Raw genomic sequence first — 26,172 nt, forward strand, 5'->3', positions numbered from 1 at the left:
CAAACTTCCCGGCACGAATGCGACAGCGTCGCATCGCCCGGGATCCTGGTGTTGGGACATGCAGCAATTCACCACGTGCGCAGGCTCGGACCGACCGCCCTTCGGAATCGAGACTGGGAACCGGAATCCACCAGATTCGCGGCCCGGTTGCGAGTTTTCCGGCAGCTTGGGATCACGGCGGAGGCAGTTCCGGCATCAGGCTGCCGCTCTCGTCCTTGAGCGCCACCCCGGTCACCTGCCGCACCAAGCCTTCGCGGATCAGCCAGGCAATCTTGTGCGCCGCCTCGTCTGCCGAAATCCCGGAAGCGTGGATATTCGAGACGCAATTACGGTCCGCATCGGTAAGGCCGGGGCGCGGTCCGAACGTCAGATAAGCGCCGAGGCTGGCCGGCGCCGACAGGCCCGGCCGTTCGCCGATCAGCACCACCGCCATCCGGGCGCCGAGTGCCGAGCCGATCTCGTCCCCGAGCGCCACCCTGGCGCCGGTTGCCACCACGGCGGCTCCGACGCCGATCCGCGCCGCGGCGAGCCGAGGTAGCAAATGCCGCACCACCGCGGTCGCCTGGGCCGCCACGGCGACCGGCGACAGGCCATCGCCGATCACCAGCGCGACATCGCCCGCCGGCGGGGCTCCTGCCAATACATCGCGCGCCGCCGGGTCGAGCTGCCGGCCGAGATCAGGCCGGGCCAGATAGTCCCGCCGGTCGGCGGCGCGGCTCGACACCTGCAGGGTCGGCAAGCCCAGCGCCTGCAACTCGGCGGCGAGCGCCGCGGCATCGAAGCCGGCATGGACCGCGTCGCGGGCGCGGGCATGGGCCAGGGTGAAATCCAGCAGCGCCTCGGTCGGCAGGCTGGCGCCGGCGCGGCCGAGCGCGACGCGGGCCGGGGTCAAACGGCGCAGCTCGGCCAGCGAGCGCGGCGGGGTGGCGGGTGAGTTCATCGTTGTCCTTATTCCGCCGGCACCGCCGCCTCGCGCAGGCGCAGCGAGTAGTTCGAGGCGTTGGCATGGCCGCGCGAGGCTTCGCGCGCGTAGATGATCAGATGATGCGCCACCACCATCACCAGCAGCAGGTTTTCGATGTCGCCGCGAACCAGACGCCGCAGCGCGAACTTCCAGAACGCCAGCTTGTAATCGCCGCGAATGCCGATCTGCCAGATGATATTGCGCAGCATGACGATGCCGCGCTTGATATTGGCCTTCGACGACCGCTGCGGCGTCGACGGATGCAGCCGCGTCGCGTAGGCGTGGCCGATCTGGTACTCGTAGCGTTTCAGCAGGGCCTCGGGCTCGTAAGCCCGCGCCATGCAGTCCTTCCACATCGCCACCACCTGATCGTGCGGCAGCAGGAAGTCGACGTTGGATTCGCGGTTGTCGTCGTGGACCAGCCGGCCTTCGCGCTCCAAGCGATCCCACAGCGGCGTCTTCGGCAGCGCCTGCAGCAGGTTGATGGTGAGCAGCGGGATCTGCGACTGCTCGATGAACTGCATCAGAAACTCGCCGGTCTCCGGCGTGTCGGTGTCGAGGCCGAGGATGATGCCCGACACCACCTCGATGCCGTAGCTCGAAATCGTCCGCACGCCTTCGAGGATCGGGACCATCATGTTGTGGTCCTTGTGCATCGCCTTCAGCGCGGTCGGGTCCGGCGTCTCGATGCCGCAGAAGATCGTGCAGAAATATGCCTCCCGCATCAGTTCGAGAATCTCGGGCCGCTTGGCGATGTTCAGCGTCGCCTCGCAAGCGAGCTGCAGCTGAAAGCCGGTGCGCTTCTGCCACTCGACCAGATGCGGCAACAGATCGAGCGCTGCCTTGCGGTTGCCGATGAAATTGTCGTCGACGAAATACACCGAGCCGCGGATGCCGCATTCGATCATGCGGTCGAGCTCGGTGATGATCTGCTCCGGCGTCTTCAGCCGCGGGTTGCGGCCGTACAGGCCGGGGATGTCGCAGAATTCGCACTGGTACGGACAGCCGGAGGAATACTGGATGCTGCCGAGCAGATATTTGCTGCATTCCGCCAGTTCGTAGGCCGGAATCGGAAACAGCGTCATGTCGAGGCGGTCTTCGGTCGTGAACACGACCTGCCGCTTCGGCCGCGTCACGTCATGGGCCAGTCTGGCGATCAATTGATCGGTCGCGTCGCCGAGTTCGCCGACGTGCAGATAGTCGAAATTCGGATAGTGGTCGGGGCAGGCGCTGACGGAGGGACCGCCGAGCGCAACCGGCAGATCGAAATCATGCGCACGCCGGCAAATGTCGTTCATCTGCTGCCGCTGGATATGCATGCCGCTGACGAACACCGCGTCGGCCCAGGCGAAATCCTCTGCAGTCGCGGGGCGGATGTTCTCGTCGATGAAGCGCACCGACCATTCGTCCGGCAGATAGGCGGCGATCACCAGCAGCCCCTGCGGTGGCATGAAGGCCGCGACATCGTCCATCAATGGATAGGAGTGCTGAAACGTACCGAAGGACTTGGTGTAGCGCGGGAAGACACACAGAATGCGACGACTGGTCTGCCCGGATTCGGCCTTCATCGAACTTTCCCCGCGAACGTCACGCTGTCCGAGTTGGTTGCGGTGACCGCACGCACGGTTCGACCACCGGCCCCAAAAACGGCAAGTTCAATACAACTGCGCGACTCGCGACCGGTTCCCCACGGCTGCAAAAATCCCGCCCGATCGCGGCCGTGATGCATGATCTAATCACGGCCGCCGCGGAGCGGCCAGCGTTTCTTTGGCAGTTCTGGACGACGGCGCGCGGTCAGGCGATCAGCCGCGCTGCGATCTCCGGCAGCAGGGCACCATCCGTCAGCGGGCGGTGATCAGGGCCGGCAAAACCGGCGCGGACCAGCCAGTCGTCGAATTCCGGCGCGCGCTTCAGGCCGAACAAATCGCGGACGTATAGCGCATCGTGAAACGAGGTCGACTGGTAGTTCAGCATCACGTCGTCCGCGCCGGGCACGCCCATGATGAAACTGACGCCAGCCGCTGCGAGCAGCGTAAGCAGCGTGTCCATGTCGTCCTGATCGGCTTCGGCATGGTTGGTGTAGCAGATGTCGACCCCGAGCGGCAGGCCGAGCAGCTTGCCGCAGAAATGGTCCTCCAGGCCCGCGCGCACGATCTGCTTGCCGTCGTACAGATATTCCGGGCCGATGAAGCCGACCACGCTGTTGACCAGCAGCGGCGAGAACGCCCGCGCCACCGCATAGGCGCGTGCTTCGCAGGTCTGCTGATCGACACCATGATGCGCGTTCGCCGACAGCGCCGAGCCCTGCCCGGTCTCGAAATACATCACGTTGTCGCCGACCGCACCGCGCTTCTGCGCCAGCGTCGCCTGATGAGCTTCCGCGAGCAATGCCAGATCGATGCCGAAGCTTCGATTGGCGGCTTCGGTGCCGGCGATCGACTGGAACGTCAGGTCGACCGGCGCGCCCTGCTCGATCAGGCGCAGCGTCGTGGTGACATGCGTGAGCACGCAGCCCTGTGTCGGAATCGCCAGGTGCGTAATGATGTCGTCAAGCAGTCGCACCAGCTGGCCGAGCACCGCCGGATCGTCGCTCGCCGGATTGATGCCGATGCAGGCGTCGCCGGCGCCGAGCAGCAGGCCGTCCAGAATGGACGCCGTGATGCCGCGGGCATCGTCGAACGGATGGTTGGGCTGCAGCCGCACGCTCATCCGTCCCGGCAACCCGATAGTGTTGCGGAAACGGGTGACCACGCTGCACTTCTTCGCCACCAGGATGAGATCCTGATTGCGCATCAGCTTCGATACCGCGGCGACCATTTCGGGTGTCAGGCCCGGCGCCAGCGCGGCGAGTGCCGCCGGTGTCGCAGCGTCCGACAGCAGCCAGTCACGGAAGCCGCCGACGGTGAGTGAGGCCACAGCTGCGAACGCCGCCGCGTCGTGACGGTCGGCGATCAGCCGTGTCACCTCGTCGGCTTCGTAAGGGATCACCATTTCGGACAGGAATTGCCGCAGCGGCAGGTCCGCCAGCGCCATCCGCGCCGCCACCATCTGCTCGGCGCTATCGGCGGCGATGCCGGCGAGGCGATCGCCCGAGCGCGGCGGGCTCGCCTTGGCGAGCAGGTCGCGCAGGTCCTCGAACACGAACGAGACGTTGCCGATGCTGTGGCGATAGATCATGGCGTCCCCGGCACGGTGCTGCAAGCGCAGCTCGGGCCGGAGGGTAGCAAAGGCGTGCGCGTCAGGCGACCCGCACGGTTGCGAGAAATTTAGCCACCTCGGCGCGCAGCCGGTTGTTTTCGTGGGACAGCAACTGAGCCGAGGTCAGCACCTCGTCCGAGGCCGCACCAGTGTCGGCAGCACCGCGATTGACGTTGCCGATACTGGCCGCAACCTGATTGGTGCCGATCGCCGCCTGCTGCACGCTGCGGGCGATCTCCTGGGTGGCGCTGCCCTGCTCGCCCACGGATGCGGCGATAGTCGAGGAGATATGCGCGATCTTGCCGATGGTGCCGCCGATCTCCTTGATGGCATCCACCGACTCCCGGGTCGCAGCCTGCATCTCGGCAATCTGCGCGCTGATTTCGTCGGTGGCTTTCGCGGTCTGCTCCGCCAGCGCCTTGACCTCCTGCGCCACCACCGCAAAGCCACGCCCCGCCTCGCCCGCACGGGCGGACTCGATGGTGGCGTTGAGCGCGAGCAGATTGGTCTGGCCGGCGATGGTGGTGATCAATTGGGTGACGTCGCCGATGCGGTTGGCGGCCTGCGCCAGCTTTGCGATCCGTGCGTCGGTCTGTTCGGCCTGCTGCACCGCTTCGTCCGCGATCTTGCGCGACTCGCTGACCTGGCGGCCGATCTCTTTGACCGAAGCCGACATCTGCTCGGTCGCGGACGCCACTGCCTGCACATTGGTGGAGGTCTGCGATGAAGCCGCCGCCACCATGGTGGCGAGCTGCTGGGTCTCGGCGCTGCCCTTGGCGAGCGCGCCGGCGGAAACCTCCAGCGCCTGCGAGGCGACGCCGACCTGCTCGACGATCTGACCGACCGCGGCTTCGAAACCGTCGGCGAGTTGATGCAGCTCGGCGCGGCGGGCTTCGGCGGCGATCTGCTCCTGGCGCTGGCGCTCGGCCTGCTCGCGCTCGGCCTTGGCCACAGCCTGCACTTTGAAATCCTCGACGGCGCGGGCCATCTGGCCGACCTCATCGCCGCGGTCGAGCCCCGGCAACTGCACCCCGAAATTGCCGGCCGCGAGCTCGTGCATCGCGCCGGACATCGCCACCACCGGGCGGGCGATACCGCGGCCGATCAGGAACGAGAACGCGATACCGACCAGCGCGGCGGCCGCCACGATGCCGCCGAGCATCCATTGCTCGCGTTCGAGCGCGATGCCGGTGTGGGCGATCTCGCGATCCCGGCTGTCGTTGGTCGACAGGATCAGGTCGCTGACCAGCGAGTCGATATCGGTAAAACTCTTCTCGGCGCTCTTGATGAAGAGCAAGGCCGAGCCGGCGTCGCCGTCGGCCATCTCGACCGCGTTCTTGGCCTGCTTCTGATAGCCTGCCACAGCGGCCTTGAGCTTCTGGAACGGCGGTTTGGCCGCGTCAGCGCGGAGCGCCTTCTCGACTTCGGCGAGCGAGGTCGGGACCTGCGCCAACGCCGCGGTGGTTTCCTTCATCACCTTGGTGAGCTTGGCCGCATCGTTCTCATTGGCGGCGGTCGCCGCCATCCGGTACAGCTTGGCGTGCGCGGTCCAGGCGGCGTTGTTGAGGTCGGAGGCAAGCTCGGAGAGCCGCACCGGCCCCGACACTAGCTTGTCGACGTTCTGCTGATTATCGCGTAGCGACACCAACGCGAACGCGCCGACGCCGATCATCACCAGAACGAGGAATGCGGGAGCGAGCTGGACCTTCCACGACAGTCCGAGGTGTTTGATCCAGCTTCCCATCAGCGACGTCCTGATTTCAGTTCAGCAGCGAGCGGGGGCGATACGCGCCGCCGTCACAGTTTGTAGACGCCGGCGCAGACCGCAGTGTTGTCGAGCCGTTCGCAATACATTTCCTTGGGCTCGACCTTCTTGCTGACCGGATTGACGAATTTGTAGTCCTGCCAGAACGACGGCTGCTTGGCGGCCATCTCGACGCGCTCTTTGACGTAGAGCTTGCCGTCGACGTCCTGCGCGTCGATCATGTCCTTGCCGATAAACTTGGCGTTGGCGCCGTGCGCCAGCACCTTGCCGTCAAGCTGATAGACCACGACGTAGAGGTCGTCCTTCACGAACGGGCCGGCCTTGTCGCTGATCACCACATAGGCCTTCTCGGCGCCGTCAGCCTTGATCGCCTCGACGGCCTTTTTGACCATCGCAACGGCCTCGTCCTTGCTGGCGCCGGCCAGCGCCGGAGCGACAGCGAACGCCAGCGCGGCGGCGGCCGCCGCCACGGCGATCATCTTATGGCTCATGGAAAACTCCTCCAGGGAAATGCGAAAGCTCAGGCGCGGCCACGTTGACGAGCAAACGCGAACGTTGAGTTAAGCACCACCCTGGGGTTGCTACCAGGTATCGGACTGGTGAACTGATAACTAACCGGCGGGAACTAATTCTCGGCTTGCGCCGGTCCGCGAGCAGCTAGCGGGCGTTCTGCGGCTGTCCGGTGCGCTACGCGACCGGAATGACGTCGACCGCCACCGAGAGTTTCTGTCGGCGGGAACCGACGATGACCCCGTCGACCGGGGAGACATCTGAGAAGTCCCGGCCGACCGCCAGGACGATGTGATCCGTTGCAACCAATAGGTCATTGGTCGGGTCGAAGCCGATCCAGCCGAGTTCGTTGCCGCACCACACCGACACCCAGGCATGGGTCGCATCGGCGCCCTGTAGCCGCTCCTGCCCCTCGGGCGGATAGGTCCGCAAATAACCGCTGACATAGGCGGCCGGCAGCCCGAGGCCACGCAGCCCGGCGATCATCACATGGGCGAAATCCTGGCAGACGCCGTGGCGCTTCTCGAACACTTCGGCCAGCGGCGTCGAAATCACCGTCGCCTTGGGGTCGTAGCGGAATTCGGTGCGGATCCGCCGCATCAGCTCCGCGGTGCCGGCGAGCACGCCGCGGCCGTGCGGGAAACTCTGAGCCGCGTAGCGGGTCACTGCCGGCAGGATCGGCACCAGCGGGCTGGAAAACACATAGCCGACCGGCGAGGACGCGCCGAGGCTCGGGCTGGTGAGCGCGGCATCGCGGACGGGCTCCCAGGGCTGGCTGCCGGAGTCGCGCGGCGGCGGCTGCCGCGTCACCTCGACCCGCGACCGGCTGTCGATCCGCAGCACCTTATGCGGCGCCTCGATCACGATGCTCTCGGTGACCGTGCCGAAGAAGTCGGTGCGGGCGGTGCGGGCCGCCGGCCGCGGCTTGATCTCGATCGCATGCGACAGCAGCGACTGGCCGGGCTCTGAGATCGGCTTCAGCCGCAGCGAGCAGCGGGCGAAACTCACCTGGCTGCCGTAGGAATAGGTCGTGACGTGGCGAATGTCGTAGATCACGCCAGCCCCGTCAGCTTTTCCGGCCGCATCGCGCTGGCGCCGTGCGGGAAGTAGTGCGCCCCGACCGCCTCGGCGAGGCTGAGTAGATCCTGCTCCAGCGCGAACAGCCACGACGCATCGATGGTCTCGGCTTCAGCGGCGGTCAGCTTGGCCAACGTCGAGACCGCCAGCCGCTGCGGCCGTTCGATCAGCCCGCCTTCATGCAGCGCCGGCAGGCTGGCGATGTGGTCGTTGAGCTCTTCGACCTGGAACGCCACCGAACGTGGATTGTACGGGTCAAGCACGGCAAGATCGCGTACCGGCGCCAGCAGCGGCGCCAGCAGATAGCGCGACCGATAGGTGATCTGCGAATCCACCAGCGTCAGCAGCACGTCGAGATCTTCGGCGGTGGCACCGTCGCAGGAGAACTGCCGGGCGAACCGCGCGGTGTTGACCGCGCGCTCGACGCGGCGGCCGATCCGCAGGAAGCGCCAGCCGGCGGCGCGGTTCATGTTTTCGTTCGACAGGCCGGAGAAGCTCGCGAGTTCCTGCAGCGCGACCTCCGCGGCCTGGACCACCGCCTCTTCGCCCTCGACCGGCACGGCGAGGCGCGCTTCCATCTGGGTGATGACGTGCCAGGCATCCGGCGATAGCCGCTCGCGCAGCGACGAAGCGTTGCGCTGGGCGGCGCGGATCAGCGACAGCGCCGAGCCGAAGTCATCCGGGCTCTGCAGCGCATCCGCGGCAATTTTCGCGGTCTGCGCGCGGGGGCCGAGCGAGGTCGCGCCCCAGGCAATCAGCAGCCGCTGGATCTTCTCGATCGCATGGTGCAGCGGCCCCTTGCCGGGATCGCGCTGCGGCGCGCTGAGCGCGCGCAGCAGCCGCAGCGTCGCCTCGGCGCGTTCGAGATACCGGCCCAGCCAGAACAGATTGTCGGCGGCGCGGCTCGGCAGCACGCCGGTGATGCGCCGGATGCGGACGCTGTCGACCGCGGGCAATAGCGACGACGGCGCCACCGCATGATCGGCCACCACCCAGACGTCGGCGGCGCGGGCACCCTCGCCCATCGACACCGCACGCGAGTCGAGCCGGTCGGCGATCCGGCAGAACCCGCCGGGCATCACCGCCCAGCCGTTTTCAGTGGCGGCGGCGAACACGCGCAGCACGAACGGCCGCGGCGCCAGCTTGCCGTCGTCCCACACTGGCGTGGTCGACAGCCGGACCTGCTCCTGCGCCACGTAGTCGAGGCCGCGCGCCGCAATCGCGTCGCGCAAGTGATCGCGCACCACCGGCGGCAATTCGCCGGGCAGCACCGGGCCATGATGCGAGAAGCCCGGCACGCTCTGGCCGTAAGCGCCTTCGATCACGAACTCGTCGAGCCGGTCGAGCACTTCCTCGCGCGCGGCTGTCTGGCCGCACCACCAGGTGGCGATGTGCGGCATCTTGAGGTCTTGGCCGAGCAGCCGGCGCGCCAGCGGCGGCAGGAAGCCGAGCAGCGAGCGCGCTTCGAGCACGCCGGAGCCCGGCATGTTGGCGACCACGACGCCGCTCTTGCGGATCACGTCGATCAGACCGGCGACGCCGAGCTGCGATGAAGCGTCGAGCTCCAGCGGATCGAGCGAATTGGCATCGACACGGCGCAGCAGCACGTCGATCCGCTTCAGGCCGGCGACGGTGCGGATGTGCAGACGATCGTCGGCGACCGCGAGGTCATCGCCTTCGACCAGCAGGAAGCCGAGATAGCGCGCCAGCGTGGCGTGCTCGAAGTAAGTCTCGCTGAACCGGCCCGGCGTCAGCAACCCGATGCGCGGCTCATCGCGATCGGCGGTCGCGCGCAGGCTGTCGCGGAACGCCTCGAAGAACGAGGCGACACGTTCGACATTCATCGATTTGTAGAGATCGTTGAAGGCGCGCGACAGCACCAGACGGTTTTCCAGCGCATAGCCGGCGCCCGACGGCGCCTGAGTGCGATCGCCCAGCACCCACCATTGCCCATCCGGGCCGCGGCCGATGTCGGCGGCGTAGAAATGCAGATAGCGGCCACCCGGAGGTTTGACGCCGACCATCGGCCGCAAGTAATCGGCACTGCCGGCAATCGCAGCGGCCGGCAGTGCGCCGTCGGCGATCAGCGAGCCTTGGCCGTAGATGTCCTGCAGCACGCCTTCGAGCAGCGTCGCGCGCTGGGCGATGCCGGCGGCGATCTGCTGCCACTCGCTTTCACCGATCAGCAGCGGCACATGGCTGAGCGGCCAGGCCCGATCGGCGGCGTCGCCCGGCGCCCGATAAGTGACACCGGCATCGCGCAAATGCCGATCGGCGGCGGCGAAGCGGCGCTCGATCTCGTCGGCGGAGAGAGCTGCGAACGCGTCGAAATAACGACTCCACACCGCGCGCGGCTGGCCGTCCGCACCGATGAATTCGTCGGGGATGCCGGGCAGGCGCACGTAGTCGCGGCTCCACTGCGCAACCTTGCGGTCGCGCGGTCGAGCCTTCCGGGCCGGGCCGCCTTGCTGCGCCATTGTCTCATCCCCCATACGGAATGATTCAATGCAGCAGCGGCGTGCGCAAGTCGAGGGTCAGCGGGAATTCAAGTGTGCGTTCTTCCTGCGGCGGATCGATCCGCCCCGGGGTGTGGCCGTGATCCTGGAACCGCGCCAGCCGCCGCGCCTCGGCTTCGTACGAGTTCACCGGCTTGGTCTCGTACGCCCGTCCGCCCGGATGGGCGACGTGATAGACGCAGCCGCCGAGCGAGCGGCCATTCCAGGTGTCGACGATGTCGAACACCAGCGGCGCGTGCACCGGAATGGTCGGATGCAGCCCGGAGGCCGGCTGCCACGCCTTGAACCGCACCGCCGCCACCGCCTCGCCGGCACGCGCGGTCGGCGTCATCGGCAGCCGGCGGCCGTTGCAGGTGATGACGTGGCGGCCTTCGACGAAGCCTTCGGCCTTGACCTGCAATCGCTCCACCGACGAGTCCACGAACCGCACCGTGCCGCCGGCGGTGCCCTCCTCGCCGAGCACGTGCCACGGCTCCAGCGCCTGCCGCAGCTCCAATGTGACGCCGCCGTGATACACGCTGCCGAACACCGGAAAGCGAAACTCGAGCTGCGCGGTGAACCACTCCGGCTCGAACGCATAGCCGGCGCGTGCCAGCTCGCCGAGCACGTCGCGGAAATCCTCCCACAGATAATGCGGCAGCATGAAGCGGTCGTGCAGCGCCGTGCCCCAACGCACGAACTTGCCGTCCAGCGGCTCACGCCACAGCATCGCGATCAGCGCGCGGATCAGAAGCTGCTGCGCGAGACTCATCCGCGGATCGGGCGGCATCTCCAGCGCGCGGAACTCGACCAGGCCCAGCCGGCCGGTCGGGCTATCCGGCGAGTACATCTTGTCGATGCAGATCTCGGCCCGATGCGTGTTGCCGGTGATATCGACCAGGATGTTGCGGAACAGCCGGTCGGCGAGCCATAGCGGGCCCTTCACGCCCGGTGGCGGCACCTGCGCCAGCGCGATCTCGAGTTCATACAGCGAATCGTGCCGCGCCTCGTCGATCCGCGGCGCCTGGCTGGTCGGGCCGATGAACATGCCCGAGAACAGATACGACAACGACGGATGTCGCTGCCAGAACAGCACCAGGCTCTTCAGTAGATCCGGCCGGCGCAGGAATGGCGAATCCGCTGGGCTGGCGCCGCCGACCACGACATGATTGCCGCCGCCGGTGCCGGTGTGGCGGCCGTCGATCAGGAAGCGGTTGGCGCCGAGCCGCACTTGCGCGGCGTCTTCGTAAAGGCCGAAGGTGGTGCGCACCGCCTCGCGCCAGCTCGTGGCCGGCTGGATGTTGACTTCGATCACGCCCGGATCGGGCGTCACCTTGATGACGTCGATGCGCGGATCGTAAGGCGGCGGATAGCCCTCGATGTGGACGCGGATCTGCATCTCTTCAGCGGTGGCTTCGACCGCCGCGATCAGTTCGAGATAATCCTCGATGGTCTCGGTCGGCGGCATGAAGGCGCACAGCACGCCCTCGCGCAGCTCGATCGACATCGCGGTGCGAACGCCGCCTTTGCGCAGCTTCTGCTCCTCGACGGGCTGGCTTGTGGTCGCTTCGCCGGCCGACTGTTCAAACACCGCCATCTGCTCGCGCTCGGGCTCGGCGTCGTTGGCCGGCGGCGGCGCAAACAGCGGCAGTGCGCCGCGCGGCGCGAGCGGATCGCGCGGCACGATGTACGGATAGTCGTCTTCCGGGATATGCGGCAGCGACGAGATCGGCAGCCGGAAGCCGAGCGGCGAGTCGCCCGGCAAAAGAAACAGATTGCCGCGTCGCAGCTTCCAGCGTTCGCTGCGCCAGCGCTTCTTCTGCGCCGACGCGGCGTCCGCATTCCACGCCTGGATCGGCAGCACGAAACCGCGCGGCGTATTCAACCCGGTGTCGAACACCCGCGCCATGCGAGCTCGCTCTTCCGGATCGGCGAGCTTGTTGTCGTGCGGATCGACGTTCGGCGGCAGCGTCGCTTCCTTCTGCAGCCAATGGGTCGGATCCTCATAGGCCGGCAGCACGTAGTCGGTGTCGATGCCGAGACGTTTGGCCGTGTGAAGCGCGAACTGCTCGGCTTCCTCGACCTTGGCCGGACGTTGGCCCACCACCGGCGCGATCAGCTCGCCATTCTTCCAGATCGGCACGCCGTCCTTGCGCCAATACAGGCCGAACGCCCAGCGCGGCAGGCTTTCGCCCGGGTACCATTTGCCCTGGCCGAAATGGAGAAGCCCGCCCGGCGCAAACCGCGTGCGCAGCCGCCGGATCAGATCGTCGGCCAGCATCCGCTTGGCGCCGCCGACCGCCGCCACGTTCCACTCCGGCGATTCCATATCGTCGATCGACACGAAGGTCGGCTCGCCGCCCATCGTCAGCCGCACGTCGTGGGCGGTCAGATCAGCGTCGACCTTTTCGCCGAGCGCATCGAGTCGCGCCCAGGATTCGTCGGAGAACGGCTTGGTGATGCGCGGCGCTTCACGGATACGCTCGACCCGCATGTCGAACTTGAAATCGACATTGGCGAAGCCGACCACGCCGGAGATCGGCGCGGCCGTGCGATAATGCGGCGTCGCGGCGACCGGGATATGGCCCTCGCCGGCAAGCAATCCCGACGTGACGTCGAAGCCGACCCAGCCGGCGCCGGGCAGATACACTTCGGCCCAGGCGTGCAGATCGGTGAAGTCGTGTGCAGCGCCCTTTGGGCCGTCGAGCGACTCGATATCGGGGCGAAGCTGGATCAAGTAACCGGACACGAACCGCGCCGCGAGACCGAGATGTCGCAGCGTCTGGATCAGCAGCCACGCCGAGTCGCGGCACGAGCCGGCGCCCTTGGCGAGCGTCTCTTCCGGAGTCTGCACCCCCGGCTCCATCCGGATGATGTAGTTGATCCGCTCGCGCAGTTTGGCGTTGAGATCGACCAGGAAGTTGACCGTGCTTTCGGCCTCGCGCGGAATCGAATCGAGATAGGCTTTGAACAGCGGCCCCGGCTCGGTCGTCGCCAGATACGGCGCCAGTTCGTGCTGCAGGTCGGCGGTATATGAGAATGGGAAGCTCTCGGCGTAACTCTCGACGAAGAAGTCGAACGGGTTGATCACCGTCATCGCCGCGGTGAAATCGACCTCGATCTTGAGTTCGTCGGCCTTCTCCGGGAACACGAACCGCGCCAGCCAATTGCCCTGCGGGTCCTGCTGCCAGTTGATGAAGTGGTTCGCCGGCGTGACCTTCAGCGAATACGACAGAATCGGCGTCCGCGTATGCGGCGCCGGACGCAGCCGGATGGTCTGGGGGCCGATGTCGACCGGTCGGTCGTATTTGTAATGCGTGACGTGATGAAGGGCGACGTAGATCGACACGAGGGCAGCTCCGGCATTGAATTTAAGCAGAACACCGGAACTCAGGCGGATCAAGCGCTAACAAAGGGCAAGGGGTGCACAAGCGGAAGGCGTCTGGCCCCTCACACACTGCTGTCATCGCCCGCGAAGGCGGGCGACCCAGTATCCCAGAGCGTTTGCGACCGAACACCAATGCGCTGGAATACTGGATCCTCCGCTTTCGCGGAGGATGACGGTGAGTGGAAATTCAGGGCGGCGGCGCTTACGCCTTCCCGCCCGAGTTCTTCCGCGTCTCGGCGACCCAGCTCCGCGCGCCGATCGCCATGATGCCGCTGTCGTTGAGCAGCGTCACCAGCTTGAAGCCGAGCGCGATGTTGCGGGCTGCGCCCTCCGGGCCGGAACAGTGGATGCCCGGATAGATGCCGCGCTTGTCGCACTCCTTCAGCAGCTTGTCGTAGATCTTCAGGATCTCAGGTTCGTCGCGGTCGAGCTTCGGCACCAGGCCGTAGGAGAAGCCGAGATCGCTCGGCCCGATATAGACGCCGGCAATGCCCTCGACATCGAGGATCGCTTCCATGTTCTCGACCGCGGTTCGGGTCTCGATCATCGGGATGCACAGCGTCTCGTCGTTCGCAGTCGTCTGATAGTTGCCCGACGAGCCGTACAGTCCGGCGCGGATCGGGCCGTTGCTACGGGTGCCGCGCGGCGGGTACTTGCAATACTGGACGAAGTTTTCGGCCTCCTCTTTGGTGTTCACCATCGGGCAGATCACCCCGTAGGCGCCACCGTCCAGCACCTTGCCGATGATGCCCGGCTCGTTCCACGGCACCCGCACCATCGGCGTCACCGGATGCGCCTGCATGCCCTGGAAGCAGGTGATCATCGATTGATAATCCTGCACGCCGTGCTGAATATCGACGGTGATGCTGTCGAACCCGCACTGGGCCATCACCTCGGCCGAGAACCCCGACGGAATCGCCAGCCAGCCATTGACCACGACTTTGCCGTCGGCCCAGAGTTGTTTGACTTTGTTTGCCATGTCGTTCTTTCCTGCCCCAGCGGTTGTTACTTACTGAAATCCTCGCCCCATCATTGCGAGGAGCGAAGCGACGAAGCAATCCAGCGCTGCGTTCATGGCCTCTGGATTGCTTCGCTTCGCTCGCAATGACGGAAATCTCACGCCGTCGCCGCCTGGATCGCCTGCTCGGACACGCCGACCTCGCGAGCGGTCGCGACGATGGCGGCCCAGGTATCGTCGGGGAGCGGGACGCCGTTCTTGGTGCGCTCGGCGCGGGTGGCGGTTTCGGGATCTCCGGGGATCAACACCTGATCGACGCCGGCGACCGTCTTCGAGCTCTTGAAGAAGTCGATGTAGCGGGTGACTTCGGCATCGAAGACATGCGCCGGATCGATCCGCTTGGGATCGACGTAGATCGAAAACATGCCGTTGGCGAATGGCCGGTTCGGACCGGTCGCACCGTTGCCGGTCAGCGCGCCGCCCAGCAGCTCGCAGATCAGCGCCAGCCCCGAGCCCTTGTGCTCGCCGAAGGCGCGGATCGCCCCTGTGCCATTGGCGTGGTTGATCGGGCCGTCCTTCTCGTGCGGGCCATACAACGTCGCCGGATCTTCACTCAAAGAACCGTCGGCATTGATCAGCGCACCTTGCGGCAGCTTCTTGCCGCCGCGCGCCGCGACCAGCACCTTGCCCTCGGCGACGATCGAGGTGGCGAGATCGAGCACCACCGGCGGCGCGTCGGGGCGCGGAATGCCGACGCAATACGGCGCCGTGGACAATCGGCGTTCGACGCCGCCGAACGGCGCAACCAGGATCGAGCCTGCCGCAGTCACGAAGTGGATCGACACTAAACCTTCGGCCGCCGCCATCTCGGCCCAATCGCCGATCCGGCCGATATGGCCGGCGTTCTTCAGCGCAACCGCCGACAGCCCTTGCGTCTTGCACTTGTCGATGCCGATCCGCACCGCCTGCGGGCCGACCGTCTGGCCATAGCCGAACTTGCCGTCGACCACCGCCAGCGACGGCAGATCGACCGGGACGTCGACGGTCTGGTCCGGATGCACTGCACCGGCGTTGCGCCAGCGGATGTACACCGGGACGCGGATGACGCCGTGACTGTCGTGGCCGGTGAGATTGGCGGTGGTGAGATAACAGCCGATCCGCCGCGCCTCTTCCTTCGACGAGCCGGCGCGTTCGAACACCTGGGCGACGAAATCGATCAACCGATCGACCTGCACCGTCACCATGTCGGCGCACTCCTGCGGCCAGCGGTCATGGGCTGCTGCGTCATTCCTCGTCTCCTCCCGGCGCCGCGGCCTTCGCCTGCGGTCGAACTTTGCGCCCGCGAGTTGAGCGAAATTCCGGATCGCTGTCCACCGCGCTCCCGGCATGGCGCACCGGCATCGCCATCAGGCTCGCCTCCAGCTCGCGCAGCAATTCCTGCAGCTCGGCGAGCTTGGCGCCGCCGGTCCGCCGCGTGATCTCGGCGTAGATCGCTTCCGAAAACGGCGCCACCGTTTCGATCAGCTTCAGCCCCTTGGCGGTGATCGACACCATGTTGCGGCGCTGATCGTCCTTCGCGAGCTTGCGCGCCACCAGCTTGCGCGTTTCGAGATCACGCAGCATCCGCGACAGGCTCGGACCAAGCAGGAAGGCGTTGTGCGCCAGCTCGGTGACTTCGATCGCATCCACCGCGGTGAGCGCACGCAGGATACGCCATTGCTGCTCGCTGAGCCCGTGAGCGCGCAGCAGCGGCCGGAAGTGCCGCATCACCGCCTCGCGGCTGCGCAGCAGCAGCATCGGCAGCGAGCGCGAGAATTCGCGCATCGGCGGCTCTTTGGTCGGAGCTTTCCCATCCCCGTCATTGCGAGGCGGTTCGCACCGAAGCAACCCAGCTTTGGAATGCGCGGCTGGATTGCTTCGCTTCGCTCGCAACGACGGTGGCGGAGATTTTTGCATCGCAACAGGAGCGGTTTCGGTTTGAGTGCGATCATTTAACATGTTAATCATCTGCCGCGCGACGGTTTTGTTGAATGAACTGCGCGGGGATGAAACGATTTTCGCTGGAGCGACGATGGCGCTTTCGAACGACGACATCCGCGCCGCGGCCGAGCGGCTGGACCAGGCCGAGAAAACCAAGGTGCAGATCCGCCAGCTATCGCTGGATCATCCGGCGATCACGATTCCCGACGCCTACGCGATCCAGGCTGCCTGGATCGAGATCAAGCAGGCTTCGGGCCGCCGCGTGCGCGGCCACAAGATCGGGCTGACCTCGAAGGCGATGCAGAGCCAGCTCGGCATCGGCGAGCCCGACAGCGGCATCCTGCTCGACGACATGTTTTTCGACGATGGCGGCATCGTGCCGACCGACCGCTTCATCGCAACGCGGGTCGAGTCCGAGCTGGCCTTCGTCATCAAGCACCGCCTCGCCGGGCCGCATTGCACGATCTTCGACGTGCTGAACGCCACCGATTTCGTGGTGCCGGCGCTGGAGATCCTCGATACCCGGGTACAACGCGTCGATCCCGAGACCAAGGCGACGCGCAAGATCTACGACACCATCGCCGACAACGCGGCGAATGCCGGCATCGTGCTCGGCGGCCGGCCGATCCGCCCGCTGGACACCGACCTGCGTTGGATCGGCGCGCTGACCTATAAGAACGGCCAGCTCGAAGAAACCGGCCTCGCCGCGGGCGTACTCAATCATCCGGCTACTGCGGTGGCGTGGCTCGCCAACAAGATCGCGCCGCAGGGCCTGGCCCTGGAGCCCGGCCAGATCGTGCTGGCCGGCTCGTTCATCCGCGCCATTGAGACGGCGAAGGGTGATACGATCCAGGCTGACTACGGTCCTTACGGCACCGTGAGTTGTTACTTCGGGTAAAGCGACCGAAGCGAGGGATCCATGCCACATTTCACCATCGAATATTCCGCCAATCTCGACGACAAGGTCGACATCGCCGAAGTCGTCGAGCTGGTTCGCAGCACCGCGATCGAAACCGGGATCTTCCCGGTCGGCGGGGTGCGGGTCCGCGCGATCCGCTGCGAGCACTACGCGATTGCCGACGGCCGGCCCGGCTTTGGCTTCCTGGCGATGCTGCTGCGGCTCGGCGAAGGCCGTGACCTCGCCGCCCGCAAGCGCGCTGGCGACCACATCTTCGCCCAGCTCTCGCACTATCTCGATCCGCTGTTCGGCGACGAGGGCTTCGCGCTGTCGTTCGACATGCAGGTCAACGACAAGGAGACGAGCTGGAAGCGCAACTCGATCCACGACCTCTTGATTGCCGAGGCCCGCCATGGCTGATGCCGCCACGAACTCTTCCGGATTTCAGGCCAATCTCGACCGCGCGGCGCCGCTGCTGAAGCAGCTCAAGGCCGATGGCATCGGCCATCTGATCGGCGGCGAGATCGTCGCAGCCTCATCCGGTGAAGTGTTCGAGACGGCCTCCCCGATCGACAACACGGTGCTGGCGCAAGTGGCGCGCGGCACGGCGGCGGACATCGACCGCGCCGCCAAAGCCGCCAAGGCAGCGTTTCCGGCGTGGCGCGACATGGCACCGGCCAAGCGGCGCAAGTTGTTGCACGCGATCGCCGATGCAATCGAGGCGCGCGCCGACGACATCGCCGTGCTGGAGTGCATCGACACCGGCCAGGCGCATCGCTTCATGGCCAAGGCGGCGATCCGCGCCGCCGAGAACTTCCGGTTCTTCGCCGACAAATGCGCCGAGGCGCGCGACGGCCTGAACACGCCGAGCGAGGAGCATTGGAACGTCTCGACCCGGGTGCCGATCGGACCGGTCGGCGTGATCACGCCGTGGAATACGCCGTTCATGCTGTCGACCTGGAAGATCGCCCCCGCGCTCGCAGCCGGCTGCACCGTGGTGCACAAACCGGCCGAGTGGTCGCCGGTGACAGCCGATATGTTGTCGCGGATCTGCAAGCACGCCGGCCTGCCCGACGGCGTGCTCAACACCGTGCACGGCTTCGGCGAAGAGGCCGGCAAGGCGCTGACCGAACATCCGGCGATCAAGGCAATCGCCTTCGTCGGCGAAACCGCGACCGGCGCCGCGATCATGGCGCAGGGCGCACCGACGCTGAAGCGGGTGCACTTCGAACTCGGCGGCAAGAACCCGGTGATCGTGTTCGACGACGCCGATCTCGACCGTGCGCTCGATGCCGTGGTGTTCATGATCTACTCGCTCAACGGCGAGCGCTGCACCTCGTCGAGCCGGCTGCTGGTGCAGGCTTCGATGGCCGACAAATTTATCGAGAAGCTGGCGGCCCGGGTGCGCGCGCTCAAGGTGGGCCACCCGCTCGATCCGGCCACCGAAGTCGGGCCGCTGATCCATCAGCGCCATCTCGACAAGGTCTGCTCCTATGTCGACGTCGCCCGCAAAGACGGCGCCACCATCGCGGTCGGCGGCGCGCCTTACGACGGCCCGGGCGGCGGCCATTATGTGCAGCCGACGCTGGTGACGAATGCACGCAGCGACATGCAGGTGGCGCAGGACGAGGTTTTCGGCCCGTTCCTGACCGTGATCCCGTTCAAGGATGAAGCCGAGGCGATTCAAATTGCCAACGACGTCCGCTACGGCCTCACCGGCTATGTCTGGACCGGCGACATGGGCCGCGCCCTACGCGTCGCCGATGCGCTCGAAGCCGGCATGATCTGGCTGAACTCGGAAAACGTCCGCCATCTGCCGACCCCGTTCGGCGGCATGAAGCAGTCCGGCATCGGCCGCGACGGAGGCGACTACTCGTTCGAGTTCTACATGGAAACCAAGCACGTCTCGCTGGCCCGCGGCACGCATAAGATCCAGAAGTTGGGGGCGGTGTAGTGCGAAGCCTCTCCCCGAGTCATTCCGGGGCGCTCGCGCCAGCGAGCGAACCCGAAATCTCGCCACGAGCACAGTTCATGTCCACGATCTCGGGATTCCGGGTTCGCGCCTGACGGCGCGCCCCGGAATGACGTTGCAAAACTAACATCCAGTACTGGGGACCTCGCCAATGCCGGTGCCGCAACACGTGTTCGATCCGCCGTTCAACATCGTCCGCGCCAGCCATGTGGTGCTCGACGTCGTCGATCTGAACAAGAGCGTCGAGTTCTACGACCAGATCATTGGCCTGCATGTCGAAGACCGCGATGACGCGACCGCTTACTTGCGGGGAAGCGAGGAGCATCAGCATCACTCGCTGGTGCTGCGCAAGGCCGACGCGCCGGCCGCAGCGCGGCTCGGATTCAAGGTCGGCACCGAGGACGATCTCGACAAGGCTGGCAGCTTCTTCGCCGAGAACGGACTGATCTACAGCTTCGTCGACCGCCCCTATCAGGGCCGCACCCTGCACGTCACCGATCCGTTCGGCTATCGGCTCGAACTCTATGCGACGATGGAAAAACGGCCGCATCTGCTGCGCCGCTACGAGCGCTACAAGGGCTGCCATCCGCAGCGGTTCGACCATTTCAACGTGTTCGCGGCCGAGACCCAGGCCACCGTCGACTTCTATGCCCGGCTCGGCTTCCGTCTCACCGAATACGCCGAAGAGGACGGCGACGGCGGCCGGATCGCCGCAGCGTGGATGCACCGCAAGGGCAACGTCCACGACTTCGCGATGACCAACGGCCGTGGGCCGCGGCTGCACCATTTCGCCTATTGGGTGCCCGGTCCGCTCAACATCATCCACCTCTGCGACGTGATGGCATCGAGCGGGCTGGCTCTCGAACGCGGCCCCGGCCGGCACGGCATCTCGAATGCTTTCTTCCTTTATGTCCGCGATCCCGACGGCCACCGCATCGAGCTGTATTGCAGCGACTACCAGACCATGGACCAGGACCACGAGCCGCTCCGCTGGTCGCTGCGCGACCCGCGCCGCCAGACGCTGTGGGGGGCGCCTGCCCCGCGCTCCTGGTTCGAACAGGGCTCGCCGTTCCTCGGCCAGGAGGTCCGCGAGCCGGCCTTCGTAGCCGATGTGGTGATTGCGGATTGAACCTCGGATGCGCACACTCGAACCATGAAACTCGTCATTCCGGGGCGCTCGCGAAAGCGAGCGAACCCGGAATCCAGAAGTTCAGAGCACCTCGGGATTCCGGGTTCGCGCCTGACGGCGCGCCCCGGAATGACGGCATCAAAGGTTGATCACCATGCCCACCCCTCGCCTCGCCACCTTCACCGTCAACGGCCTCACCCGCTACGGCGCGGTATGTGATCATGGGGTGGTCGATCTGTCGGCACGCCATGCCAACGACTATCCGACCCTGCGCGAGGTGATCGCGGCCGGCGCGCTGCAGCGGATCGTCGATGAGGCCGACCACACCGCGCCGGACTTCGCCCGCGACGCAGTGAAGCTTCAGCCGCCGATCCCACAGCCGGAAAAGATCATCTGCGTCGGCGTCAACTATCCGGATCGTAACGCCGAATACAAAGACGCTAGCGAGGCGCCGAAATTCCCCTCGATGTTCATGCGCACGCCGCGCTCCTTCGTCGGCCACGGCGCGCCGCTTGTGCGGCCGAGAGCGTCGAAGCTGCTCGACTACGAGGGCGAGCTGACGCTGGTGATCGGCCAAGGCGGCCGCCACATCAAGGAAGCCGACGCGCTGAACCATGTCGCCGCGATCACGCTGTGCAACGAGGGCACCATCCGCGACTGGGTGCGCCACGCCAAGTTCAACGTGACCCAGGGCAAGAACTTCGACCACACCGGCAGCCTGGGTCCGTGGCTGGTGCCTTACACCGATGAATCGCAGATCGCCGACATTCGGCTGACGACGCGCGTCAACGGCGAGACGCGGCAGGACGACCGCACCTCGCGGATGATCTTCAGCTTCCGCTATCTGATCGCCTATATCTCGACCTTCACCACGCTGGTGCCGGGCGACCTGATCGTCACCGGCACGCCAGCCGGTGCCGGCGCACGCGCCGAGCCGCCGGTGTATCTGAAGCCCGGCGACATCATCGAGGTCGAGGCCGACGGCATCGGCACCTTGCGCAACGGCGTGGTCGACGAAGCCGAGTAATTCTTCCCAGCAAGCAGTGGATATCCAGATGAGCATCATGACCGGCGGCGAAGCCATCGTGCAGGGCCTCGTCGCACACGGCGTCGACACCGTGTTCGGCCTGCCCGGCGCGCAGATCTACGGCCTATTCGACGGCTTCGCCAAAGCGCAGCTGAAGGTGATCGGCGCGCGACACGAGCAGGCCTGCGGCTACATGGCGTTCGGCTACGCCCGCGCGTCCGGCAAGCCCGGCGTGTTCAGCGTCGTACCCGGTCCCGGCGTGCTGAATGCCTCCGCGGCGCTGCTCACCGCGTTCGGCTGCAACGAGCCGGTGATGTGCCTCACCGGCCAGGTGCCGAGCGCGTATCTCGGCAAGGGCCGCGGCCATCTGCACGAGATGCCGGATCAGCTGGCGACGCTGCGCAGCTTCATCAAATGGGCCGAGCGCATCGAATATCCGGGCAACGCGCCGGCGCTGGTGGCGCGCGCATTTCAGGAGATGATGAGTGGACGCCGCGGCCCGGTGGCGCTGGAGATGCCGTGGGACGTGTTTACGCAGGCCACCGAAACCGGCGCCGCGCAGAAACTCGATCTGATTGCACCGCCCGCGCCTGATCCGGATCGGGTCGCCGCTGCGGCGAAGCTGATCGCGGTGAGCAAGCGGCCGATGATCTTCGTCGGCGCCGGCGCGCTGGAGGCCGGCGACGAGATCCTCGAACTCGCCGAGATGATCGACGCGCCGGTGGTGGCGTTCCGGTCGGGGCGCGGCATCGTCAGCAACCGGCACGAGCTCGGGCTGACATTCGCGGCCGCCTATCAGCTGTGGCCGCACACCGACCTGATCATCGGCATCGGCACCCGGATGGAGCTGCCGACCACCTTCCGCTGGCCGTTCCGCCCCGAGGGGCTGAAGTCGGTCCGCATCGACATCGATCCGGCCGAGATGCGGCGGTTCGCGCCCGACGCGGCGATCGTGTCGGATTCGAAAGCCGGCGCCCGTGCGCTGGCCGATGCGGTGAGCAAGGCCGGCATCAGCAAGACCACGGGCCGCCGCGACGAAATCCGCGCCGCCACCGCAAAGACCAACGAGGCGATCCAGGCGATCCAGCCGCAGATGTCTTACTTGAAGATCCTGCGCGAGGTGTTGCCGGACGATGCGATCGTCACCGACGAGCTGTCGCAGGTCGGCTTTGCCTCGTGGTATGGCTTCCCGATCTATCAGCCGCGCACCTTTCTCACCTCCGGCTATCAGGGCACGCTCGGATCGGGCTTCCCGACCGCGCTCGGCGCCAAGGTCGCCTGCCCGGACAAGCCGGTGGTGGCGATCACCGGCGACGGCGGCTTCATGTTCGGCGTGCAGGAGCTCGCCACCGCGGTCCAGTACAACATCGGCGTGGTAACGCTGGTGTTCGACAATTCCGCCTACGGCAATGTCCGCCGCGACCAGGTCAATCTGTTCGAGGGCCGCGTGGTGGCGTCCGATCTGGTCAATCCAGATTTCGTCAAGCTCGCCGAATCGTTCGGCGTCGGCGCCGCGCGCGTCACCTCACCCGACCACTTCCGCCCCGCGCTGGAAAAGGCAATCGCCGCCGGCGGCCCGCAGCTGATCGCGATCGACGTGCCGCGTGACAGCGAAGCCAGCCCGTGGCCGTTCATCCATCCGGCGAAGCCGTAAGCCCGCCCCTTCGTCATTCCGGGGCGCTCACGAAGTGAGCGAACCCGGAATCTCGAGCTGCTCAGCCTTATCGTTCCACAACCTCTGGATTCCGGGCTCGCGCTACGCGCGCCCCGGAATGACGGCATTATCAGCGTCATTGCGAGGAGCGAAGCGACGAAGCAATCCAGTTTCAAGTAGCGTGGCGCTGGATTGCTTCGCCTTCGGCTCGCAATGACGGCATGCGGCGCCCCGGAATGACGAGTGGATAGTCTGAGCCTCCGCTCACAGATGATCGTAATCCACCACCACCCGGTCGGTGGTCGGTTTCGCCTGACAGGTGAGCACGAAGCCGGCGGCGAGCTCCCAGGGCTCCAGCGAGTAGTTGAGGTCCATCTTGGCTTCGCCTTCGACCAGCTTGGCGCGGCAGGTCGAGCACATGCCGCCCTTGCAGGCGAACGGCAGATCGACGCCGGCGCGCAGCGCGGCATCGAGGATCGCTTCGCCCTCGGCCACCGGCACCTCGCGGCGCTTGCCGTCGATGATCAGCGACGCCATCGCCTTCGGCGGTGCGCCCGGCTCGACCACCGCCTTCGGCCGCGGCTTGCCGCCGAGGCCTGAAACGAACCGCTCGACATGGATCCGTTCAGCGGCAATGCCGAGGTCGCGGCAGGTGAGCTCGATGTCGTCGCTCATTCCGGTCGGGCCGCAGATGAAGACATGATCGACGCTCGCCGCCGGAACCATCGCGGTGAGCAGCAGCCGCACCTTGTCGCGGTCGAGCCGGCCCTGCATCACCGGCACGTCCTGCTCTTCCTGCGACAGCACATGAAACACCGCGAGCCGGTCGAGGTAGCGGTCCTTCAACGTCTCCAATGTCTCGCGAAACAGAATCTGATCGGTGGTGCGGTTGCCGTAGAACAGGAAGAACCGGCTGCCCGGCTCGCGCGCCAGCACGCCTTTGATCAGCGACAGGATCGGCGTGATGCCGCTGCCGGCGGCGAAGCCCACATAGGTGCGGGTTTCCTCTGCGGCGTGCAGCGCGCCGAACCGGCCGGTCGGCGTCATCACCTCGATCGTATCGCCGGCCTTCAGCTCCTCGGTCGCCCACACCGAGAATGCGCCGCCGTCGACCTTCTTCACCGCGATCCTGAGCTCGCCGTCGTCCGGGCCCGAGCAGATCGAATAGGAGCGCCGCACTTCCTCGCCGTCCATCGTGGTGCGCAGCGTGAGATACTGGCCGGGCACGAACTGATAGGCGCTGACCAGCTCCGGCGGGACCGTAAAGCTGAGCGAGATCGCATCCCGCCCTTCGCGGCGTAGGTCGGCAATGGTCAGCGGATGAAATCGCGGAATGCTGGCGGAGATGTTCATGGGGCGCTCAATGGCACTTGAAGTAATCGAATGGTTCGCGGCAGCTCTTGCAACGCCACAGCGCCTTGCACGAGGTCGAGCCGAATTCGGACAGCTGCTCGGTCTCAAGCGAGCCGCATTGCGGACAGGCGATCTCGAGCGCGCCGAACAGCGCGCGGCGCGAGCCGGTCGCCTGCGGCGGCGCGATGCCGTACTCCTTGAGCTTGGCGCGGCCGGCTTCGCTCATCCAGTCGGTGGTCCACGCCGGCGCCAGCACGGTCGTCACCCGTGCCGGAGCGATGCCGGCGCGCGCCAGCGCGGTCTCGATCTCCAGCGCGATCATGTTCATAGCCGGACACCCCGAATAGGTCGGGGTGATGGCGACTTCGACGCAGCCCTGTTCGACCCGCACCTCTCGCAGCACGCCGAGGTCGGCGATGCTCAGCACCGGGATTTCCGGATCACACACCGTCGCCGCGGCATCCCAGGCGCGCCGCTGCAGCTCGGCGTCGCTGCCCGTCAGCGTCACCATGTCAGCCCCGGATAGGTCCGCTGCATGTGCTGCAACTCGGCGAGCAGCCGGCCGAGATGCTCGGTGTGGCGGCCGCTGCGGCCGCCCTGCTGCATCCATGGATTGCTCGGCACCGTCAGCGTCGCTTCGCGCAGCACGGTGTCGATCGTGCTCTGCCAGGTGCCACGAACGCTCTCTGGATCGATCGCTACGCCGCTTTCGATCAGCCGGCGCTCGGCATCGTCGGTCTCGAACAGCTCGCCGGTGAACGCCCACACCGCGTCGATGGCGTCCTGGGCACGGCTGTGGCTTTCGGCGGTGCCGTCGCCGAGCCTGATCATCCATTCGGCCGCGTGGCGAAGGTGATAGGCGCTCTCCTTTTCCGACTTGGCGGCAATTGCGGCGAGCGTGGCGTCGGAGGATTGCATCATCGCCCGCCAATACGGATCGGCGAACGCCGAGTAGAACAGCTGCCGCGCGATGGTGCGGGCGAAGTCGCCGTTCGGCTGCTCGACCAGCAGCAGATTCTGGTAGTGCCGCTCCTCGCGCAAATAAGCGAGCTGATCCTCGTCGCGCTCCTGCCCCTCGACCCGGCCGGCATAGCTGTAGAGTTCGCGCGCCTGCCCGATCAGGTCGAGCGCGATGTTCGACAGCGCCATGTCCTCTTCCAGCATCGGCGCATGCCCGCACCATTCCGACAGCCGATGCCCGAGCACGAGCGCATCATCGGCGCGGCGCAGCGTGTAGGTGAACAGCGGGGTGGCGGTGATGGTGGTGGACATGGCTGCCGGGCTCGATGCGTTGAACTGAACTGTCGACCTGTCCTCGTCATTGCGAGCGAAGCGAAGCAATCCAGGAGCTCAGTGCGCGGCGCTGGATTGCTTCGTCGCTTCGCTCCTCGCAATGACGTGGAGAGGCTTGTGGATCATCCTTCGAGGCCGCCGCTACGTTGCGGCACCTCAGGATGACGGCTTATTGTATGGCGAGCGCATCCCGCCGCTTACATATGCCCGACTTCGTCGGGCACTTCGTAGAACGTCGGATGGCGATAGATCTTGCTCTCGGCCGGCTCGAACAGCATGCCGGCCTCGGCCGGGTCGCTGGCGGTGATCGCGTTCGATGGCACCACCCAGATCGACAGGCCTTCGCCACGGCGGGTGTAGATGTCGCGCGCGGCCTGCAGCGCCAGCGTCGCATCGGCGGCGTGCAGCGAGCCGACGTGCTTGTGCGCCAGCCCGTTGCGGCTGCGGATGAAGACCTCCCACAGCTGCGTGTTCGGCGTGGTCATCGTGATGTCCTCCCCGAAGGATCGTC

At 66.3% G+C, this 26,172-nt stretch carries 21 protein-coding genes; 6 read left to right on the top strand and 15 right to left on the bottom strand.

Features of this window, described 5'->3' with window-relative positions:
- Window positions 1-172 precede the first annotated feature (172 nt).
- The 11 genes from eutC to hpaR form a co-directional block, all read right to left on the bottom strand.
- The gene (gene eutC / locus LRC39_RS19230; protein ID WP_346295306.1) at window positions 173-940 is read right to left on the bottom strand and encodes an ethanolamine ammonia-lyase subunit EutC; all 768 of its coding nucleotides are present in this window, start codon (window positions 938-940) and stop codon (window positions 173-175) included.
- A gap of 8 nt (window positions 941-948) precedes the next feature.
- A complete protein-coding gene (hpnP, locus tag LRC39_RS19235; RefSeq protein ID WP_346295307.1) occupies window positions 949-2,532 on the bottom strand; it encodes a hopanoid C-2 methylase in 1,584 nt (527 codons plus the stop codon).
- Window positions 2,533-2,758: 226 nt separating this feature from the next.
- Window positions 2,759-4,141: an ethanolamine ammonia-lyase subunit EutB gene (locus LRC39_RS19240; protein WP_346295308.1), complete on the bottom strand. Its 1,383-nt coding sequence runs from the start codon at window positions 4,139-4,141 to the stop codon at window positions 2,759-2,761.
- Window positions 4,142-4,202: 61 nt separating this feature from the next.
- Window positions 4,203-5,906 (bottom strand): methyl-accepting chemotaxis protein, encoded by a 1,704-nt coding sequence (locus tag LRC39_RS19245; RefSeq protein WP_346295309.1) that lies wholly within the window; start codon window positions 5,904-5,906, stop codon window positions 4,203-4,205.
- Between the two features lie 53 nt (window positions 5,907-5,959).
- Complete coding sequence (locus LRC39_RS19250; RefSeq protein WP_346295310.1) at window positions 5,960-6,418, bottom strand: cache domain-containing protein; 459 nt, start codon at window positions 6,416-6,418, stop codon at window positions 5,960-5,962.
- A gap of 196 nt (window positions 6,419-6,614) precedes the next feature.
- Window positions 6,615-7,493: a transglutaminase family protein gene (locus LRC39_RS19255; protein ID WP_346295311.1), complete on the bottom strand. Its 879-nt coding sequence runs from the start codon at window positions 7,491-7,493 to the stop codon at window positions 6,615-6,617.
- Window positions 7,490-9,991, bottom strand: coding sequence for a circularly permuted type 2 ATP-grasp protein (locus LRC39_RS19260; RefSeq protein ID WP_346295312.1), 2,502 nt, complete (start codon window positions 9,989-9,991; stop codon window positions 7,490-7,492). Before LRC39_RS19260 ends, LRC39_RS19255 begins: the two co-directional genes overlap by 4 nt.
- A 25-nt stretch (window positions 9,992-10,016) precedes the next feature.
- A complete protein-coding gene (locus LRC39_RS19265) occupies window positions 10,017-13,358 on the bottom strand; it encodes a DUF2126 domain-containing protein (RefSeq protein ID WP_346295313.1) in 3,342 nt (1,113 codons plus the stop codon).
- A gap of 241 nt (window positions 13,359-13,599) precedes the next feature.
- Window positions 13,600-14,376 (bottom strand): HpcH/HpaI aldolase family protein, encoded by a 777-nt coding sequence (locus LRC39_RS19270; protein ID WP_346295314.1) that lies wholly within the window; start codon window positions 14,374-14,376, stop codon window positions 13,600-13,602.
- A 137-nt stretch (window positions 14,377-14,513) separates the two neighbouring features.
- Window positions 14,514-15,599, bottom strand: a complete 1,086-nt coding sequence (locus LRC39_RS19275) for a malate/lactate/ureidoglycolate dehydrogenase (protein WP_346295315.1) — start codon at window positions 15,597-15,599, stop codon at window positions 14,514-14,516.
- A gap of 40 nt (window positions 15,600-15,639) precedes the next feature.
- The gene (gene hpaR, locus LRC39_RS19280) at window positions 15,640-16,449 is read right to left on the bottom strand and encodes a homoprotocatechuate degradation operon regulator HpaR (protein WP_430624904.1); all 810 of its coding nucleotides are present in this window, start codon (window positions 16,447-16,449) and stop codon (window positions 15,640-15,642) included.
- On the opposite strand from hpaR, the gene hpaH reads away from it, so the two are divergent.
- The 6 genes from hpaH to LRC39_RS19310 all read left to right on the top strand — a co-directional run bounded on the left by hpaH (window position 16,427) and on the right by LRC39_RS19310 (window position 23,015).
- Complete coding sequence (gene hpaH, locus LRC39_RS19285) at window positions 16,427-17,233, top strand: 2-oxo-hept-4-ene-1,7-dioate hydratase (RefSeq protein WP_346295316.1); 807 nt, start codon at window positions 16,427-16,429, stop codon at window positions 17,231-17,233. The two genes, hpaR and hpaH, sit on opposite strands and share 23 nt — an antisense overlap.
- Before the next feature lie 21 nt (window positions 17,234-17,254).
- Entirely contained in the window at window positions 17,255-17,653 is a 399-nt protein-coding gene (locus LRC39_RS19290; RefSeq protein WP_346295317.1) for a 5-carboxymethyl-2-hydroxymuconate Delta-isomerase, read from the top strand.
- Window positions 17,646-19,187 carry a 5-carboxymethyl-2-hydroxymuconate semialdehyde dehydrogenase gene (hpaE, locus tag LRC39_RS19295; protein ID WP_346295318.1) on the top strand — a complete coding sequence of 514 codons (1,542 nt, stop codon included), beginning with the start codon at window positions 17,646-17,648 and terminating at the stop codon, window positions 19,185-19,187. The genes LRC39_RS19290 and hpaE overlap by 8 nt, the downstream gene beginning before the upstream one ends.
- A 169-nt stretch (window positions 19,188-19,356) precedes the next feature.
- Complete coding sequence (gene hpaD, locus LRC39_RS19300; protein WP_346295319.1) at window positions 19,357-20,334, top strand: 3,4-dihydroxyphenylacetate 2,3-dioxygenase; 978 nt, start codon at window positions 19,357-19,359, stop codon at window positions 20,332-20,334.
- Window positions 20,335-20,488: 154 nt separating this feature from the next.
- A complete protein-coding gene (locus LRC39_RS19305; protein ID WP_346295320.1) occupies window positions 20,489-21,361 on the top strand; it encodes a fumarylacetoacetate hydrolase family protein in 873 nt (290 codons plus the stop codon).
- A 28-nt stretch (window positions 21,362-21,389) separates the two neighbouring features.
- Window positions 21,390-23,015: a thiamine pyrophosphate-dependent enzyme gene (locus LRC39_RS19310; RefSeq protein ID WP_346295321.1), complete on the top strand. Its 1,626-nt coding sequence runs from the start codon at window positions 21,390-21,392 to the stop codon at window positions 23,013-23,015.
- Window positions 23,016-23,279: 264 nt separating this feature from the next.
- Here the strand turns inward: LRC39_RS19310 and paaE are convergent, their stop codons facing one another.
- From paaE to paaB, 4 genes are all read right to left on the bottom strand, one after another.
- A complete protein-coding gene (gene paaE, locus LRC39_RS19315; RefSeq protein ID WP_346295322.1) occupies window positions 23,280-24,368 on the bottom strand; it encodes a 1,2-phenylacetyl-CoA epoxidase subunit PaaE in 1,089 nt (362 codons plus the stop codon).
- A 7-nt stretch (window positions 24,369-24,375) separates the two neighbouring features.
- Window positions 24,376-24,879 carry a 1,2-phenylacetyl-CoA epoxidase subunit PaaD gene (gene paaD / locus LRC39_RS19320; RefSeq protein WP_346295323.1) on the bottom strand — a complete coding sequence of 168 codons (504 nt, stop codon included), beginning with the start codon at window positions 24,877-24,879 and terminating at the stop codon, window positions 24,376-24,378.
- Window positions 24,873-25,640, bottom strand: a complete 768-nt coding sequence (gene paaC, locus LRC39_RS19325) for a 1,2-phenylacetyl-CoA epoxidase subunit PaaC (RefSeq protein ID WP_346295324.1) — start codon at window positions 25,638-25,640, stop codon at window positions 24,873-24,875. Before paaC ends, paaD begins: the two co-directional genes overlap by 7 nt.
- Before the next feature lie 218 nt (window positions 25,641-25,858).
- Complete coding sequence (gene paaB, locus LRC39_RS19330; protein ID WP_011159305.1) at window positions 25,859-26,146, bottom strand: 1,2-phenylacetyl-CoA epoxidase subunit PaaB; 288 nt, start codon at window positions 26,144-26,146, stop codon at window positions 25,859-25,861.
- Window positions 26,147-26,172 lie beyond the last annotated feature (26 nt).

The sequence above is a fragment of the Rhodopseudomonas sp. P1 genome (assembly GCF_039642825.1).
GTDB lineage: Bacteria > Pseudomonadota > Alphaproteobacteria > Rhizobiales > Xanthobacteraceae > Rhodopseudomonas > Rhodopseudomonas palustris_H.

Excerpts from the sequence above, each read along its gene's own strand:
- paaC (WP_346295324.1), bottom strand. The coding sequence starts at position 25,640 with ATGTCCACCACCATCACCGCCACCCCGCTGTTCACCTACACGCTGCGC.
- hpnP (WP_346295307.1), bottom strand. The coding sequence starts at position 2,532 with ATGAAGGCCGAATCCGGGCAGACCAGTCGTCGCATTCTGTGTGTCTTC.
- LRC39_RS19250 (WP_346295310.1), bottom strand. The coding sequence starts at position 6,418 with ATGAGCCATAAGATGATCGCCGTGGCGGCGGCCGCCGCCGCGCTGGCG.
- LRC39_RS19275 (WP_346295315.1), bottom strand. The coding sequence starts at position 15,599 with ATGGTGACGGTGCAGGTCGATCGGTTGATCGATTTCGTCGCCCAGGTG.
- hpaE (WP_346295318.1), top strand. The coding sequence starts at position 17,646 with ATGGCTGATGCCGCCACGAACTCTTCCGGATTTCAGGCCAATCTCGAC.
- LRC39_RS19245 (WP_346295309.1), bottom strand. The coding sequence starts at position 5,906 with ATGGGAAGCTGGATCAAACACCTCGGACTGTCGTGGAAGGTCCAGCTC.
- hpaH (WP_346295316.1), top strand. The coding sequence starts at position 16,427 with ATGGCGCTTTCGAACGACGACATCCGCGCCGCGGCCGAGCGGCTGGAC.
- LRC39_RS19310 (WP_346295321.1), top strand. The coding sequence starts at position 21,390 with ATGAGCATCATGACCGGCGGCGAAGCCATCGTGCAGGGCCTCGTCGCA.
- LRC39_RS19260 (WP_346295312.1), bottom strand. The coding sequence starts at position 9,991 with ATGGCGCAGCAAGGCGGCCCGGCCCGGAAGGCTCGACCGCGCGACCGC.
- LRC39_RS19305 (WP_346295320.1), top strand. The coding sequence starts at position 20,489 with ATGCCCACCCCTCGCCTCGCCACCTTCACCGTCAACGGCCTCACCCGC.
- eutC (WP_346295306.1), bottom strand. The coding sequence starts at position 940 with ATGAACTCACCCGCCACCCCGCCGCGCTCGCTGGCCGAGCTGCGCCGT.
- LRC39_RS19270 (WP_346295314.1), bottom strand. The coding sequence starts at position 14,376 with ATGGCAAACAAAGTCAAACAACTCTGGGCCGACGGCAAAGTCGTGGTC.
- LRC39_RS19290 (WP_346295317.1), top strand. The coding sequence starts at position 17,255 with ATGCCACATTTCACCATCGAATATTCCGCCAATCTCGACGACAAGGTC.
- LRC39_RS19240 (WP_346295308.1), bottom strand. The coding sequence starts at position 4,141 with ATGATCTATCGCCACAGCATCGGCAACGTCTCGTTCGTGTTCGAGGAC.
- hpaR (WP_430624904.1), bottom strand. The coding sequence starts at position 16,449 with ATGTCGTCGTTCGAAAGCGCCATCGTCGCTCCAGCGAAAATCGTTTCA.
- paaE (WP_346295322.1), bottom strand. The coding sequence starts at position 24,368 with ATGAACATCTCCGCCAGCATTCCGCGATTTCATCCGCTGACCATTGCC.
- paaD (WP_346295323.1), bottom strand. The coding sequence starts at position 24,879 with ATGGTGACGCTGACGGGCAGCGACGCCGAGCTGCAGCGGCGCGCCTGG.
- hpaD (WP_346295319.1), top strand. The coding sequence starts at position 19,357 with ATGCCGGTGCCGCAACACGTGTTCGATCCGCCGTTCAACATCGTCCGC.
- paaB (WP_011159305.1), bottom strand. The coding sequence starts at position 26,146 with ATGACCACGCCGAACACGCAGCTGTGGGAGGTCTTCATCCGCAGCCGC.